The 16,965-nt window shown below is 53.2% G+C and carries 13 protein-coding genes; 11 read left to right on the top strand and 2 right to left on the bottom strand.

Features of this window, described 5'->3' with window-relative positions:
- Window positions 1-28 precede the first annotated feature (28 nt).
- Together HPT27_RS03180 and HPT27_RS03175 are read right to left on the bottom strand one after the other, a co-directional pair.
- Complete coding sequence (locus tag HPT27_RS03180; protein ID WP_172238848.1) at window positions 29-223, bottom strand: type II toxin-antitoxin system RelB/DinJ family antitoxin; 195 nt, start codon at window positions 221-223, stop codon at window positions 29-31.
- Between the two features lie 244 nt (window positions 224-467).
- Window positions 468-2,108, bottom strand: a complete 1,641-nt coding sequence (locus tag HPT27_RS03175; RefSeq protein WP_172238845.1) for a hypothetical protein — start codon at window positions 2,106-2,108, stop codon at window positions 468-470.
- On the opposite strand from HPT27_RS03175, the gene HPT27_RS03170 reads away from it, so the two are divergent.
- The 11 genes from HPT27_RS03170 (at window position 2,107) to HPT27_RS03120 (ending at window position 16,668) form a co-directional block, all read left to right on the top strand.
- Complete coding sequence (locus HPT27_RS03170; RefSeq protein ID WP_172238842.1) at window positions 2,107-2,490, top strand: helix-turn-helix domain-containing protein; 384 nt, start codon at window positions 2,107-2,109, stop codon at window positions 2,488-2,490. The two genes, HPT27_RS03175 and HPT27_RS03170, sit on opposite strands and share 2 nt — an antisense overlap.
- A 232-nt stretch (window positions 2,491-2,722) precedes the next feature.
- Window positions 2,723-3,481 carry a hypothetical protein gene (locus HPT27_RS03165; protein WP_172238839.1) on the top strand — a complete coding sequence of 253 codons (759 nt, stop codon included), beginning with the start codon at window positions 2,723-2,725 and terminating at the stop codon, window positions 3,479-3,481.
- Window positions 3,408-5,330 carry a Mu transposase C-terminal domain-containing protein gene (locus HPT27_RS03160; RefSeq protein WP_172238836.1) on the top strand — a complete coding sequence of 641 codons (1,923 nt, stop codon included), beginning with the start codon at window positions 3,408-3,410 and terminating at the stop codon, window positions 5,328-5,330. The genes HPT27_RS03165 and HPT27_RS03160 overlap by 74 nt, the downstream gene beginning before the upstream one ends.
- 16 nt (window positions 5,331-5,346) lie before the next feature.
- On the top strand, window positions 5,347-6,297 hold the full coding sequence (locus HPT27_RS03155) for a TniB family NTP-binding protein (RefSeq protein ID WP_172238833.1): 951 nt from the start codon (window positions 5,347-5,349) through the stop codon (window positions 6,295-6,297).
- On the top strand, window positions 6,297-7,712 hold the full coding sequence (locus HPT27_RS03150; RefSeq protein WP_172238830.1) for a hypothetical protein: 1,416 nt from the start codon (window positions 6,297-6,299) through the stop codon (window positions 7,710-7,712). The genes HPT27_RS03155 and HPT27_RS03150 overlap by 1 nt, the downstream gene beginning before the upstream one ends.
- Window positions 7,713-8,031: 319 nt before the next feature.
- Window positions 8,032-9,405 carry a hypothetical protein gene (locus HPT27_RS03145; RefSeq protein WP_172238827.1) on the top strand — a complete coding sequence of 458 codons (1,374 nt, stop codon included), beginning with the start codon at window positions 8,032-8,034 and terminating at the stop codon, window positions 9,403-9,405.
- Entirely contained in the window at window positions 9,402-10,163 is a 762-nt protein-coding gene (locus HPT27_RS03140) for a hypothetical protein (RefSeq protein WP_172238824.1), read from the top strand. The genes HPT27_RS03145 and HPT27_RS03140 overlap by 4 nt, the downstream gene beginning before the upstream one ends.
- A gap of 84 nt (window positions 10,164-10,247) precedes the next feature.
- The gene (locus HPT27_RS03135; RefSeq protein WP_172238821.1) at window positions 10,248-10,913 is read left to right on the top strand and encodes a DUF6988 family protein; all 666 of its coding nucleotides are present in this window, start codon (window positions 10,248-10,250) and stop codon (window positions 10,911-10,913) included.
- 191 nt (window positions 10,914-11,104) lie between these two features.
- On the top strand, window positions 11,105-11,644 hold the full coding sequence (locus HPT27_RS03130; protein ID WP_172238818.1) for a hypothetical protein: 540 nt from the start codon (window positions 11,105-11,107) through the stop codon (window positions 11,642-11,644).
- A gap of 237 nt (window positions 11,645-11,881) precedes the next feature.
- Entirely contained in the window at window positions 11,882-12,115 is a 234-nt protein-coding gene (locus HPT27_RS03125; protein ID WP_172238815.1) for a hypothetical protein, read from the top strand.
- Between the two features lie 350 nt (window positions 12,116-12,465).
- On the top strand, window positions 12,466-16,668 hold the full coding sequence (locus tag HPT27_RS03120) for an RHS repeat-associated core domain-containing protein (protein WP_172238812.1): 4,203 nt from the start codon (window positions 12,466-12,468) through the stop codon (window positions 16,666-16,668).
- Window positions 16,669-16,965: the final 297 nt, after the last annotated feature.

The raw sequence follows: 16,965 nt of genomic DNA, 5'->3' as shown, positions 1-16,965 counted from the left end.
ATGTTCTTGGAATCCTTCAGGCTAGACCTCATGGCTTCTTGGTATCCGATTGGGACGGAGCACGATTGATATCAAAGGGAAGTGCTTTATCGGCCGCAATGCGAGTGAGCAGCATCCGAATTGCATCCGAAACAGACAGGCCCATTCCGGCCAACACGTTCGTTGCTTCCTCTTTGATATGCCCGTCAATCCGGGCGCGAACGACATCACTACTGCTTGCCATTGTATGCCCCAAGGTAGTTTGTAGCTACATTGTGCCCCATTTGTATCGCTGAGTCATTGGGTTCTCGTTTTGTGGCAACTCACAGCATTAGAAAGCCAACGCCACTTTTTGCTCCGTCTGCTTTGGGTCGAAACCAGTCATAAGTCAGCCTCAACTGAATTGCCGGCTCAATAGACCGACATACTGTCTATGTTGCTAACGCGCATGAATACTGAGCCGGCAACTAACTGCTTGTGTGCATACCTCAGAACCCAAACTCATCTCGTCTTTTTAAGTATCGGTCTAAGCCTCTTCCATCAGCAAACCCCAAAACATGGCCAGCATCATCCTGATCACCGTACTTGTCCTTGGCCAATACAGCTAGAAGCGTGACAAAAGCATCCCTCAATCGGTCCAATGGGCAAACGTTTTCTGGCCAGTGGCCGGCTGCGATTTCCTGCAATTGCTCCATGAGCGCTTGGCCACGAGGCATCTTTTCGTCTGTCTCTGGCTTTGCTAGGACGGTCGCCACAGCCGCCCGAGCGAATGCTTTAAGGTCATCTGTACCGCCATCTCTCAACACGTTTCTGGCTTTTTCGAAGCTTTCGAAAGGTACCAGTTCAAAGCCACGTTTGACACGCTGGTTATGAAAGGCCTCTGCAATTGCATGTGACACCATCGCAAGATTTCCACGGTCAGAATCCACGTGCTCGCAAATTTCAATCACTCGTCCGGAAACCTTCGATAGGCTCTTCCGTACTTCCTTGGTAGTGCGCCGCCCAACGACAAATGCCGTACAGAAGCGTCGATCAACCGACCTTGATAAGAGATAGCGATGAAACGCTTTGCCAAGCAACTGTTCATTCCAAACAATACTGTTTGGATCGGCAAAGTCAGGATTAAAGAAGACCACTGGCTCTTCGCCAACCTCACGGAGAAGATCAATATCACGATGATAAGTTGAGATCGGGCTGGTAAAAACGACCTCTTTTCCTTTCTCATAATGGAAATCCATCGAAACAGAAATGTAGGTCTGTGGTTCGAAATGGGCGAAAACCGAAAGCGCTTGCTCCATGTCTGAAATGTTGTGGGCCAACAGCATGACGTGAGCAGTGGACTCATGGCTGAGCTGGTCCACTAATGTCGACCAACGCGGGTCGTCAAAGAGAATCGTGGTGAGCCCACAAAATCCCAATCGCCACTTTCCGTCCTCCTCAGTTCTGAGAACGGCTTTCGGCAATACAATTCCGACACTTTGATTTTTGACCAGCTCGCTTGAGTACCTCATTCGAGATCCATCGACAAGAACCCTCATTCCTCTGGGCAGAGAGCGACTCTTTGGAAAAAACTCGAAGGGCTGAATATCAATGTAATGAGGGCGAAGAAAGTAGATGTATCGATGGCGCTCCTCTTCCTTTATGGAGCGAGAAAAGGTGTCGAATGCTGCCTGAAATCGATGCTCGCCAGGTACAACGCGAACAAACTCAACCTCCAGATGATGAGTTCCTTTCACCCATGCTCGGAACGCCTGCTCTCGTTCCTCGGCTGCTTCAGAAAGGCATATCAGCTTACCAATCGGGTGATGGCACAGAACGAATGACAGTGGATGCTTTTCCGGTGGCTGGTCTTCATCAGCCAAACGCAGGTCTTCTGGTTGCAACGACATGACCAACACAAAGGACTCCACGGCTTTCGGATTTGGATACCAAGCTGGAATCGGCGCCAACAGCGATGCCAGTTCAGGAAACGCTTCAATACGTGGAATCTGTTCCATAGAAATCGCCCTTTTTAAGACCGTAAAACCACGTTTTGTGGGTAAATTGTCTTTATAAATCAAATTGTTGCGAGCGGGTAGCCGAAGAGCTAAATTTCCGATGCTACGAATAACGGCTACCTGATGTGACATGCCAACACCTGCTTCAGCAGTGCTCGCGGATATCCGCCGACGCCGAAAAATACGACAAGCAGAATTAGCTGAGAGGCTGGGGATCGGCGCGAGCTATTTAAGCCAATTGGAAACCGGCGCACGGCGAATGCCGGAACGGTTCATTGAGCGAATGGCTGTGGAGTTGTCGCTTTCAGAAGGCGAGCGCAAAGCTTTAGAGAAAGCTGCGCGCATTTCGCTACGGCACAGAACGGTGCCGACAAATGCTTCACCTGAGGAATACGAACTGGTGGATGCGTTGTGGGAGGCACTAGGCCGCCTTGGCAGCAATCAGATTAATGCGATGCGGTTTGTCATCCTGACGAACACCGCTAACTCGACTGAAGGTTCTATGGACCCATAAAAGCAAAACGGGACGACCTCCTGAGAAGCCGTCCCGCTCTGAGTGGGTATCAGATACCACACCTGGCCGTGCAAGTATCTGAATCACCTCCCTGAGCGTCAAGGCTCCCAGGACGTCTTTTCCCCAACCAAGGCTGCGAAAGAAAACAGCGGATCTTGCTGTAGTGGCACTCGCCCTTGAGGAAAGCCATCAGCGTTCTGCTGCAGGGATAGCTTTGCCTGGAGATTGAGAAATGCTGGTTGACCTGTTTGCCGGCGGGGGGCTGATCACGCCCGAAAAACCGCCCACCTCAGCAATTCGCTGGGGTAACCCGACTGTCCGTGACCCAATGAGCCGGTCCAAGGAAACCGTCAGAGCTTGGATGAATGACCCCAAAGCTCGCCGCTTTATTGCGACGGAGTCTGGGATTGAGCGGCGGTTTGTTTTGTCCGTCCTTTATTGGTCAGTTGCGGCCGCGATACAAGAGCAGGCGCTTGAGGTGAGGGTGCCGGGACCAGAACCGTTCTCCGCCTTTCCGGATTTTCTGCTGACGCTAAAGTCCGGCCGGAAACTCGTAATCGAAATCAAAGCGGCTGAACGCCTAGCTGAAGACGAGTCGCTTCGACGGCGCCTGACTCGCGTGGCCCATGCTCTCGCCGAGCATGGGCTGCTGTATTCGGTGGTAACCGAACACGATTTCAGCGCTGCCTACCACCTTTCCAATCTCATTCAGCTCAAGCCGTATCTCAGCTACGCAGTGCCTCAGCTTCCAACGATTGTTGATGCTGTCTATCGACACTCCCCAGCCAATTTTGGGCAGCTCGCTGCCGTCACCGGCGACAGGCAGGTGGCGTTAGCGTTGATCGCCCAAAAGTACGTGAGCGCGAGTTTGCAGTCCCCGCTCGTTGATGAAACACCCATCTCACCCGGAGGACACGATGAACCACCTCACTTTGACGGTTGGCACCCAACTGACGGTCCGTGGCAAGCCATGGAAGATCGTCAACATTGACGAGAACGAGACCTATCTGCTCAAGAATGAACAGAACGGCGGCATCCAACAAAAAAGCCGTTCCGAGCTGATCGACCTCTATTCCGAAAAGAAGCTCCGTATTGCCTGCGAGGATGCGAGCAAACCGCAGTACGACGAAAAAACGGGGGCCGCAAAGCGCTTCCAACCGACATCACTTCTTCATGTCAGTGAAAAACAACGTGCAGAAGCGATGTTTCGCCAGGCACTTGTCCTGAGCACGAAAGAGTTTGTTGGCAAGGAGAAGTTCGTCACAAGCGATATCACGGAAGACGTGACGACGGAGCTGAAAATCCGATTCCCAGAACAGGAGATTCCGGCCCCAGGAACCATAACGTATTGGGCGAGGAAGTACAGGAAGTCGGGTGACAATCCAGTAGCTTTAATTGGGCGCGAGTGCCTGCGCGGCCGAATTGGGTCCCGAATCGACAAGCGCACAGACCATTTCATTCAAGAAGCTGGGCTGCCGCAATATCTGTCAAAACAGCGCAAGGCTGCCAAAGTAGCGTTCAACGTTGTACGTTCCCAAATCGCGCGCCACAACCAACAACATAACGACGATATTCCACTACCCTCACGTGCAACCTTTTATCGGCGTTTACGAGCTCTGCCCTCATATAATGTCGAGAGAGCCAGGCACGGCCGTCGGATCGCGGACAAGAAATTTCGGATGTCGGGCGCTGGCGTCGAAGTCAGCACCATCCTTGAGCGGGTCGAGATCGACCACACACCGATTGATGCCTTTCTGATTGACGACCTGACCGAGAAAGTCATCAAGCGGGCCATCCTCACACTCATCATCGACGTCTATTCCCGAGCCATTCTTGGCTACGCCATCAGCATTGGTGGCACGCCGGCATGGAGTGTCAAGCGCGCGCTCTATCACGCGATCATGCCCAAGAAGTACCTGGACCTAAAATACCCTGGAAAAAATTGGCGGTGGCCATGTTATGGAATTGGGCTGCAGTACTGGTTGGACAATGGTTCAGAGTTTCATTCCGAGTCACTTCGTGCCAGCCTGTTCGACCTCGGCGCGGATGTCATCTTCATTCCGCGTCGTCAACCCCACATGCATGGCGTTATTGAGCGGTTCAATCAATCCATCAATCGCGGCGTGAGTGATCTGTTGCCCGGTCGTTCCTTCTACAAGGCCAGTGAACGCCAAGACTACGAATCGATCAAGGAAGCCTGTATCACGATCAGCCAGTTCGAGGAGCTGCTGCATCAGTGGATCATCGAGGTGTACCACCCGCGTGTGCATTCGACCACGGGCGAACCGCCGATCGAGCGCTGGAATCACCGTGCCGAAATCATTCCACCCTTACTGCCCGCATCTGCAGAAGCGCTTGAGTTCGCCTTGTCCGAATTCACGACGCGCACCCTCAGCCACAAAGGCGTTGAACTTCATTCCATCCAATACAACAGTCCAGAGCTACAGGAAATACGCAAGCGGTACGGCGAAACGATCGTCGTTGACGTCCGGTACTACCCGGATGATCTGACCTCTGTATTTGTCGCGCCGACCGGTTCAAAGGACTTTGTCCTGGTTCAAGCCGTACACCATGAACAGTATGTCGGCCTCAGCCTGTACGAACACAAATTGCGTCTGAAAGCAAAGCGTAAGGGTTCTGATATGGAAGAGGCGCATGCAACCGCTCGTCTGGTCGACACGATCGATGACATGGCCGCACAAACCAAGCTTAGCCAGCGCACTCAGAAGGCCAAACTCGAAGGTGAGCGTAAGGCCGCACGGAATCGCAAAGGCTTGACGCAGCAGCAGGTCGCTGCCGCACAGGCCCCAAAAGTCCTTATCGATTGCGAAGCAAACTAAGCGAGGGGGTGTAATCATGAGTTCGGTTAATTGTTACAAGCACATTGAAGCCGCTGTTTCGCACACGCCTGTTCTCCATAGAGGATTCGCGCGCGCGCTGGATACTCTCGAAATGATTTATCAGTCGAACGGGACGCTTAACGCCACGCTGTGCGGGGAGTCCGGTACCGGCAAGTCGACGCTTTGCCGAATATTTCGACAGAACCATCCGATTAGTAATGGCCCCGAAGGCGACGAAATTCCGGTGGTATGCGCCACCTTACCGTCTCGACCCACCGCCAAATCGGTCGCCCGAAATGTCATTGGCGCGATGGGCGCCGTGGTGTTGGGCCGACCCGACCAGGACCAGCTCACCAAACAGCTACGTACACTGTTGCAGGGCTGCAAGACGAAAGTGATCGTGCTTGATGAGTTCCAGCACTTCATTGACCGCCGCGGTCAAGATGCTGTTGCCGAAATGGGTGATTGGCTGAAAGTTTTGCTCGAAGACCTACCAGTGTCTCTTGTGCTGGTTGGCCTGCCGCGTACGGGGTTGATTCGCCAATCCAACGAACAGTTCCGCCGGCGCTTCAATCTGGACCATGTCATCAAGCCGTTCTCGGTCGAGACTGCCACAGATCAGCAGGAGTTCTTTCGCTACCTCCGCAAGTTGGAGGCGATGCTGCCGTTTGAGCAAACTCAGCGCATCTCAACCGAAAACCTGTTGTTGCCGTTGTGGTTTGCCTCAAATGGCTTGATCGATTACCTCAACAAAGTGGTGGGCCTGGCCGGCGATATCGCGCTCGAAAATGGTGCTGATTTCATCAGCCGTGAGCACTTGGAGCTGTCGTTTCAGCGCTATGTCTGGCCTGGCGCCAAGAATGAAGACAACCCGTTTCACCCCGATTTTCGGATGCGCGCCTTGGTCGGTGTGTATGAGCCGTTCGCGCCGGTGAATGTCGCTCACGTCACACGGAGGGCCGCTTGATGACACTTCGTTTGGTCCGCCGACCCGCAACGGGAGCTGATGAGTTTCCGGCATCACTGGTAAACCGAGCTTTGCGCGCCAATGGCTACACGGCTTCGCGGCCGAATCGCAAAGTCATTACTGCAGCAGTAGTCGAAAATCCGGTTAACGGCTATCTCGACATCATCAAACAGCAGCAGCTCTGTGCCGCGATGATGTTCTCACGCCGATCCGAGCAAGAGGACGACACGTGGCTCGCCGGTGCCCTGTGTACGGCCTGTATTGCCGAGGGTAGCAAGCTGTCAATGATCGCGGCACATCCTTATTTCGCGGTTTGTGTGCGCCACGGGATCAAGTTGCACGCGTATTGCCCGAACTGTCGAACGCCAACCTCGTGGACATGGCTTGTGCATCAGCGGTGTCAAACCTGCCGAACAGCAATCATCCATTTTTCGAAACTTCCCTGCAATGAAGCCGAGGCATGCACCGCGCAAGCGGTGCATGCCTGGCTGTCAGGTGCCAGCGAGAGCCCGACCGTCGATATCCTGGCGGGACTCTGGTCGGTGCCGTTAACGCAGCGACCTTCCGTGCTGCGTTCGTTGGTTTCCACAGCGCTACCACGGCCCAAAGATCCGTCCTTTGCCGAGCAGCAGTGCTATTTCACTGCATGTCGCGACTGGCTGCTCAGCAATGCCGCCAATTGGCGGTTTGTTCTCATAGCAGCGTTGGCGCAGCGCTTTCCGCCACCACGAAACGACACCGGATTTCTGGCGGCTTGCCGATGGTTGGGGCGAGCGCTCAACCAAGGCGAAGTCGCGTCGACATGGCCACTTCCGGTACCCACCGACAGTTTCAGGTGGTTGCCGGCATTGCTGGCCGAGGATTTTCTGGTGCTTGTCGACCGAGCCCGAACTCACTCCAGCCATGAACCAGGTGATGTTCGGTTGCCAACAGTCCATGCGATCAGGCGACCCAAGCTCAGCAGTTGTACCTGTCAGTGGTCTTTGAAATTGCCAGGCTATTACCAATCGCAAAAGGCTGTGGTCTCGCTACGTCGGCTGAATCGCGCAAGGCCGAAGAAGGTACGGCATTCATCCGAGCAAGTGCCGGTACAGCGGAGTGCACGTGCAAAGCGCTTCCAGTTTCAAACGCACCGCCAACAATCGCTCGATGCGTTTGAACTCTTGGTTCGCCGCTTGGTTGTCGGTAGCCGTGAAAAAAGTGAGCACTACATATCGTTGGGCGAGATTGAGCATGCTTTGCCGGAACGTCAGCTTATGCACGCAGAAACTGCCATCGCGAATCAGCTAATTCGTTGCTATCTCATCGACAAGACGGGCAACTATCGCAACGACATTGGCGTCACTCGTCAGGCTTTGGCGACGTGGCAAGCAAAGCAGGAAGGAGGTCAATATGTCATTCCACTCTGTGCATGAGACGGCTCGGTCGGTGCCGATGCCACGGCGGCCGGTGCGCGCTGCCGGTGAGTCCGTGACCGGACATCTCGTCCGCAAGGCCAACCAGAATGGATTGCCAGGCCGAGTACTGCTGAATCATGCGAGGGCCGCACTGCGACATGGTTTGTCGAAGTGCTGTAGCAGGTGTTTGAAGGAGGGCGGACATTTTCTTCGCGAGTGGGATCGCGATGATTCACTCTGGTGCCAGCAACACCAAACTTGGCTTCTCGATACTTGTCCCGGTTGCCAAACACCGCTTCGCTGGCAACGTGAACAGTTATTGCGTTGTGACTGTGGCATGCGCCTCGACCAAGTTCCTGAAAATTCGGTCACCGAGCTTGATGAGAAGACATTTCAGTGGCTGACCAGTGAACGCAAACGGGCGCCAGGGTTGCCTCGAATTGGCAAGGCACATCGCTTGAAGTTGGCCATATTGATCGGCGCCTACTCCTGCACCAATGGCCGTGACACACCATTGCACAAGCGCCATGGCCGCACCGTGGAGACGCGCAAATCGCTTCTGTTGGCAGGACTGGCGCAGTTGAAGAGTTGGCCTCACGCCTTCGACGGTTTTCTCGATGACCTGTACTGGCGCAGCGTCTGCGCCCTGCCCAAGTCGAGAGAGTCTCTGCTGTTCACGGCGTTCGGCCGTCAGCTTCGCCAGCTTTGCAAACATCTCCCGCGTGATCCGGTTCGAGTCCGTTTTGAGTTAAAGCAGGACCTGCATGCGCGAAGAGCGTTGAACGGGCGCCATCGGCTAGCGACTGAACGCGTCCGTGAGCAAAATCGCTGGCTTACCGTATCGGCAGCGGCCCAGGAGTTGGAGGTTGCACCGGCAGTACTCAGTCGGTTGACTGACATCGGCAAACTCAATGCACTGGAGCGACCGTCTGAACGGGGTCGAACGTTGACGGTCATCGAGCAGGCATCCGTAGTGCATCTGAAAGCCGAACTGCAAGGCCTGTTCGATGGAACTGCGGCAGCGAATCGACTTGGCCTCAACAAGGCCCAGTTTCGGTCGGTTGTCCACGCCGGTTTCCTGCAACCGGTATTGCCAGCGACCAAAGCCGGCATGGCTTCGTACTTCTCTGGCGCAGCGCTCGCGCAATTACTGTCTCGATGGGAAGCACGCGTGTTGCCGGGGCTGCCGGTGGACGCATTGTCGTTCAACCGTGCAACCAAGCATGCGCTGCTGCTTGAGCGCGGCCTCACGGCGATCTTGGTTCGGGCCGTTATGGCTGGAGAGTTGGCAATCTACCGCCATCCAACAAGTGAACCCGGTATCCAGCGTTTTTGTTTCTCAAAGGCAGAGGTACGAGACTGGGCCAGAATTCATCGGTCTCAGCAGTGGGTGTATCCGACAGGCTTGGCTGCACGGCTGCACATCAAGCCCGAGGTCGCTCAGCACTTGATCGCAAATAAGGCGCTTTCATGCCCGCGGACACCGCTGTCGCATAGTGAAGCCGACCGAGCTATTGCGGCCTTTCGGCAGGAGTATGTGCTGGCATCGTCATTGGCCAAACGGAACCAGCAGTCTCCGCGCTGGTTGGCAGCGCGGCTCGCGAAGAAAGGCATTACCCCAGTGCATGGGCCGGCAGTCGACGGCTGTCGGATGAATATCTACCGTCGCCTTGATATCCCCGAAAGCCTGCTTCGAGGTGCTACATCATGACTGTCAGGGTGGATCGGGTTTGGCGCCGGGATGACGGCGGCTGGGGTTGGGATATCAAAGGTTACGAGGGGCGAGGCATTTATGTGTTGCTGGCGACTGACCCGGGCGGCAGGGGTATCTTCGTTATCGATGGCATGACCTCGACGACCGGCAAATGTGTGGTTCCGCAACAGGACTTCGCTCTCGCCAGAGACGCTTCAAGGCGACAAGCTGTCGAGGCGCTTGAGGTGGCGCTGACGGCCATAGGCTGGGGGCCTGCCATCAGGGATGGCGAAAACATGAATAAGGATGAAGCGTCACAGCAAAGAGAGGCATTCGAGTTGATTACCCAGCCAGAGTTGCTGCAGGAGGGCACGACAAGACAGCGGCTGCTTGGTGCTGAGCTGCGCTACGACATTATCTCCAGCGTTGAGCATTTGGATTACCAAGGAGTAGCCAAACGGATGGGGCTTTCGGCTGAGTGTGCTGGCGAAGTCATTGCGGAGCTAACTGCCGGGCAGGAAATATTTTCCGTCACCGTTGGCAATGTGGAAATATTTCCTGCTTATCAGTTTGACCCCGTCCATGGCACCCCGCGCCCTGAGATCAAACAGATCATGGCGTCCTTTGCGAACGGCACCAGCGCGTGGGCAATTGCGTTCTGGTTTCATGCGCCCAATGGCTACTTGAGTGGTGCTCGCCCTTACGAGCACCTATCTGTTGACTCCAGCGCAGTGGTTAATGCCGCACGAGCGGGCAATGAGCTGCTGGATTATTGATACAGTGATAAACGCAGGCACCTAGGTTGACTGCGGTCCGGCCAAGGGCATTGCCGATAAAAGCATCAATACGGACGAAACTTGATGGATATCGAGACCATGCTTCAGCGCTCGCTTGAACTAGAGCGAGCGCTGGTGAATTTAATCGAGACAGTACCGCCTGCGACGAACAAGCGGGCGGTGGTTGTTCGCAATCTTTGCAAGTTGTCATTTGAGCATGGCAACAGCACGCGGTTGCTGATAGCGCATCAGAACCTGATCTCGGCTATCGCGCTCATCCGATTGCAGTACGAGTCCATCGCACGGGCAGTCTGGGTACTATACGCCGCGGCAGAACACTGGGTTGACCTTCTCAACAGCGATTTGACACAAGAATCCGACGAAGAGGCAAACAAGCTTCCATCCCTTCAAAAGATGTTGAATGCGCTTCCAGGCGTAGCAGGAAACAACGAGCTCATAAAAGAACTGCTCCGAATGCTAGACGAGTTCAAGCGCTCTGCTTGGAAACAATTGAGCTCTTTCGCCCATGGCGGAATACATGCCATTAGGCGCTCAGAGAACGGGTTGCCACGTCCACTTCTGGAAGAGGCCATCAAAATGTCGAATGGACTTCTGATCATGGTTGGCATCGTGATGGTCGTCCTTTCGCGCGATTCGAGGCTGTACGGAAGCGTCCCTGCGATACAACGTGACTTTCGGGAGTGTTTGCCGCCAGAAATTCTGGCCACATCCAAACAGGAAAGCTCTTAACTCAAACAGCACCTTTCCATGGCGACCAACTGTTGCCAGATACATTCTTTGTTTTACAAGATGCACAGCCGACCTTGGCGATACTGCCGGTGGAGACCGCCTTGGCTGATCTGGGCTGGGGCCCTGTCAAGCAATGGCGAGAACTAGATGAATACATGTAGGCACCGACTGACTAAGCCCAAGAATTAACGATGGCACTACTGGAAGAATTAAAGACCCTGAATGAGGTCCTGCGAATGGATGAGCGCCACCATCTGCTTGGTCAGGTGATAGACGGCGTCCCCACTCTGGAGCGGCTCCACTTCATTGTCAGCGAAATTCGCATGCACGATGGCGTGCCGCAAGCAGTGCGTGAGCAATTCAATATCGCCAGAAACATGGCGCTATACACCTACTTCATGATGACGCTGGCGCCTGAGGTCCAGTTTAAGACGTTCCGAATAATCGAACAGGCACTACGTATCCGGGCGAACGCCTCGGCAAGGGACTCCTTGAAAAGCATTCTTGACCGAGCTGAAACGGAAGGGTGGCTTGCTGATAGCGGGTTTCGACATATTGCAAGCCCATCACTGGAGAACGTTTATTGCATTCGCCTTTTCGAGAGCCTGCGACGACTCCGAAATAACTTTGCCCACGGCGGTGCAACCTTGACGCCTGATAGCGCCATATACCTCAGCGTATGCGCCGATTTCGTCAATCAGCTTTTCGCACCTTACAGCAAGACATGGTGACGGCCAGTTTCGCTAGCGAAACTGGTCAGATGGTCGCCTTTGCCCGCAGCCCTCTGTGAGGACGCCGTTGCCAAGCCAGAAAGGTGCATGCAGTAAATGGGATGCTTGCCGAAGATCATAGAACGCCAGCTTGACAGTCTGCGGGCTGGCCTTTAGCGTCACGACGTTACCGACAGTCGTCCGTTATTGTGTCGGTCAAAAAAACCACAAATAAACAAGAAACAAGGAAGTTCCCAAATGAAGTTGCCCACCTGCGACCCGAAAGGTCTGTCTGCGTTATCTGTTAGTGCAGTTTTGATGGCCTGTATTGGCCATCCAACTTCACTCGATACCTCGAGTGCCAACGGTACTTGGCAAATTGTCGATAGCTTCAATGGCAATATCCACATCGATGTCCTCGATCAAGGCCTGTCGAATGCAGAACACAACGTGGTGGTCAATGGGATTGAGGCCGCTGCAGCGCAGAGCTGACACGATGGGCATTTGGGCTCAACTGGAGTTTGCACGTCGGCTATGTCAGTAGTGATGTGGTGCTCCAAGCCAAGACGGGCCCTGTACTGAGTGACCCGTGCGGGGTTAGCGAGTCCAGTGAGTTGGGTGGATCACTGATGAACGGCGGAAGATGAAACCGCTCCCAAAAAGGACATCTCTGCAATGCGTTTACCAGCACTCCTAAAGCGATGCTCCAAAACTTTGGGAACAGCAAGTATTTCCTTAGTAGGCATCGGCTAACGCTGCGGCCACATACTAGTGGTTCAAATTTTAGTGGCACTCAACAGGTATGTCGGATTAACAGAAAAATAACTTTGGGAGTTGAGTACATGGTCCGTTTTGTTTTTTTTGCTTTAATGCTTGCAGCGCAGTTTTTGCCAGTAGCGTCAGCGGATTCCTACATAATTCGTTGTCCGAAAATCCAAAGCAACGGAAAGCCGCCGGGAGACGGAATACCCTTCACCGTTCATGGCAATTCCATTTGTACGATCACGCGATTCGGGTCGGGAGGCCCAGATGTTTCCTACTTTTTGGATGCAGGAAGTAGAGGCAAGCCGCAGAGCCCGGACTCTGAACAGAGTAGCGAAACCTCTGGTCCGTGCGATAAAAAAAACCCAACGTCAAAACGACCTGTAGTGATTTCCTCGGGTGTAAAGCGACAAACAGAGCCTGATTTCGCGACGTTGGGTGCGTACTCGTTAGCTATGACCCGCGAGTACCGATCAGACCTTGTCAATGTAGGGATCTTTGGCGCAAATTGGCTGAGTACCTACGACTATAGATTGAATTTTGTCTATACCAACATCACCTGTCGACCTGAACCTGGTGTACCAGACACATGCAACGGCATAAACACCATGGCTGGTGTTCTGCTCGCTCGGCCCGATGGCTCCTTATATATGTACACGTGGAATGCAGCGCGCGGTGTTTGGGATGATAGCAAGCCGAATTCCATCGCCTCACTCAAACAAGAAACAGACGGGACATGGACACATAAGACAGAAGACAACGTAACTGAGCGCTATAACAGCTCTGGTTTCATTTTGTCGCTGAAGGACGAAAGCGGAGTGGGATACGATTTTGCCTATTCGGGGGTGAACCTTCTCAACCGTGTAACGCACACTAACGGCAAATACCTGCAATTCAGCATGTCCGGAAACAAAGTCAGCACCATTACCGATCCCGCAGGTAAAGTTTACACCTACACTTACAACAGTTATGGCTATCTTGCCAGCGTCAAATATCCCGGAATACCCTCCGTTACTCGCAGCTATCACTACGAAGATTCAAGTGGTCGACACAGATTGACCGGCATTTCCGTAAACGGTGTTCGCTATTCGACTTACAGTTACTACAGTAACGGAAAGGTCAAGGAAAGCGGGCTGGCGAACGGTGTAGAAAAGTCCACTTTTGTGTATGGAACAAATGCTGCAGGTTACCGTCAGACAACCGTGACCGATGCATTGGGACAGGCCGCTACCTATGTTTACACACCAGTCAATGGCGTCGATAAGCTTTCGACGGTGAATCAGGCAGCCACTGTGACTTGCCCTCACGCTAGCGCCGGCAACTCTTACGATAGTAGGGGTTTTCTGGATGGGACGAAAGACTGGAACGGGAATTGGACCCGATATGTCTACGATGACAAAGGGTTGCTTCAGGAAACCCGAGAAGGTGAATACGTTTACGGTAGTGATTACGAACGTAGGACTTTCAACACGTGGGACCCGGTCGAAAACTGGCTGACAAGTACAGAGGTCCGTGACCGCTCCGGTGGGGTAAAGAGTCGAACGATTTATGCTTATCTCCAGTCCGGCCTGTCCAAAGGGCGAATTCAGTCTGTTACACGAACAGACTACACCGGCACCGGCACAATGAGCCAAGAGGTGACAACCTACGCGTACGGTTACACGGGTTCGCTATTAACCCAAGTCACCATTGATGGGCCTGCCACCGATATCAACGATACGGTAGTAATCAAATACGACACGGCCGGCAACCTTCTAGAAGAAAGTAATGGTTTGGGCCAAAAAACCGTTTACAGCAATTACAACGCCATGGGGTGGGTTGGGCGTGTAACGCAGCCTGACGGAAGCTATGTTGACTATACCTATTACGACAACGGCCTTATCAAATCTGAGACTCGTTACATTAATGGCGTAGCCACTACGACAAGTTATGGTTATACGGCGTTGGGTAAGCTGGCCTCAATTTCAAAACCCGGCGGTGGCACTTCAATCAGCTATCAATACGATGCAGCAGGGCGATTGATTGAACAGTCGCAATATGAGGGCGGGATCAGTGACCACCAATGGACTGATTTCGAAACCGTATACACCTATGATTTGCTGTCGAACCTGACAAAGAGAGAAAGCAAACGCATCACCACAACCGAAACGTATCAAAATGGTGAATGGGTAGTGAGTCAGGCTTTCGACACGAAATTTTCCGAGAGTCGAGATTACGACAGTCGCAGTCGATTGCTCAAAATCCGGGGCAACAATGGGCAGGTTACTGAGTTCAGTTACGATAGCAACGGGAACCTCAAAACCAGCAAGGATTATTACGGCAACACGACAACGCGAGACTACGATCCGTTAAATCGATTGGTGAAGGTCACCGACCCAGCTAATGGCATAACGAGCCTGGGCTATGATGCGTTTGACAACCTGGTCTCAGTGACCGATCCGCGCGGAAAATTGACGGCCTATAGCAAGGATTCATTCGGCTATACCTGGAATACCAACAGCCCCGATACCGGCAACAGCACAGCGACGGTGCTAGCTGGCGGCCGATTGAGCAGTTTTACCCGTCAAGATGGGTCGACGGCCAGCCTAGGCTACGACAGCATCGGTCGGCTGAGCGGCATCAGCGCAAGCGGGCAAAGCCAAAATCTGCTCTACGATTCCTGTAGTTATGGCAACGGCAAGTTGTGCGGTTTTACGGATGTCTCTGGCAGCAACAGTTATGCTTACACCAGCTGGGGCGCATTGGATACCCATACTCAAGTTATTAACGGGATGAGTTTCCTGCTTGATTACAACTACGATAGCAAGGGTAGATTGCAGGACATTGTTTATCCCGGAGGTGTCATCGTTCGCTATGAGTACAACGTAGAAAACGACAGTATCAGCGCCATCAAGGCCTATGTGGGTGGCGTCTGGAAAACAATAGTAAGTGGCATCGGCTATCAGCCATTCGGCCCCGTTGCCGGATGGAGTTTTGGCAATGGTTTGGCGCGGGCGCTCAACTTCGATACGGATTGGCGATTAACCAGCATCAGCAGCGCCAATGTTCAGAGCCTGAGCTATCAATACCTGTTTAACAACAATCTTTACAAAGTTACCAATGGCATCAATGGCGGGCTGACTCAAACCTTTGGCTACGATGGTTTGTCTCGTGTTAAGACCGTCACGGGTGGTGGTGCCCAGACCATCGGCTATGACGCCAACGGTAACCGCACCACGTCGACCTCAGGTGGCTATAGCTATAACTACGGTACAGACAGTACTAGCAACAAACTGACTAGCGTGGCTCGGACTGGACTTGCCAGGAGTTTCACTTCCGACGGACGCGGCAATATTACGAATATGACTGATGCCGATGGCGCAAGCTTGGCGATGACCTACAGCGGGTTCAATCATGTATCAGCCGTAAGCCGTAACGGGGTCAGCACCAGCTACCTGACCAATGCATTGAACCAGCGGGTTTACAAGAGCAACGGCAGCGGAACCTATCGCTACCTGTATGACCCAGCAGGTAACCTGGCTGCAGAAACCGGCAACGGCACCAGTACGCTGAACACTATCTACGTGCGCTTCGGCGGTGAAGTGGTCGGGCTCATTCGTAATAACGTGCTGTACTATGTTCACAATGACCACCTAGGCCGGCCGGAAGTGGTGACGGATAGCGCCAAGACAGTGAAATGGCGGGCCAGTAACTATGCGTTTGACCGGACGGTGACGACCGATACGATTGGTGGATTGAATATTGGCTTTCCCGGGCAGTACTTCGATCAAGAAAGCGGCCTCTGGTACAACTGGCATCGGTATTACGATGCATCCATTGGAAGGTACATCCAGAGTGATCCGATTGGACTTGCGGGCGGTCTGAATACGTATGCTTATGTAAGTAACAACCCGATAAGTTTCATCGACCCTCTTGGGCTGCTTGAAGAGGGTGCCACGTCTGCAATGTGTGGCTTCATGGATAAAGCAAATGGCGATGCGTTTGTGGCTTTTGGTTATGCAAATAGCGCCAGAAAGGAAAATGGTGCTGAAAGTTGGAATAATCCGTCATTGCGGGATGCCGAAAACTATTTGTATGCCTACTCGGCGGTAGCGGCCTATGGTGACAATCCAGCGGTTGTTGAGATGGGGGTGAATTTCCATGCTGCGCTGAAGCCGCTAGGGAGGTTATTTGGAGTTAAGACGTCGCCATACTCTTTATCTGCTCATGCAGCAGGAATGGAGGGAGTGCAAGACGCTAAAGCAGGCACGAATCCAAGTTCGAAATGTGGGTGCTCGCAATGATTTCAGTCGAAAATAGACACAAAATTCTCGGGGCACTTCTAATTGTCAGCGCTCTGATTTCAATTCTGCCTGTTTCTCCTTATGCGGAGTTACGTGGAGCAGTTAAGTATGTTTTAACCATTTCGTTTGGATTGCTTGGCATTGCATACCTTATCAAGCTGTCCGTGAGGCGATGGTTAGTGAAGCTTCTGATCTGGTTTAACTTTATTGCGCTCTGCGTAATTACCCTTGGAGACCCGGAGCAGCTAGAGCCGAGAGAGTACGGAAATTTGTCGTATGTGTATTTGGCGTGGACTG

It is taken from the genome of Permianibacter fluminis (assembly GCF_013179735.1).
Taxonomy (GTDB): domain Bacteria; phylum Pseudomonadota; class Gammaproteobacteria; order Enterobacterales; family Permianibacteraceae; genus Permianibacter; species Permianibacter fluminis.
Note: the sequence above shows the minus strand (reverse complement) of the source record. Positions and strands in the feature narration are given on the sequence as shown.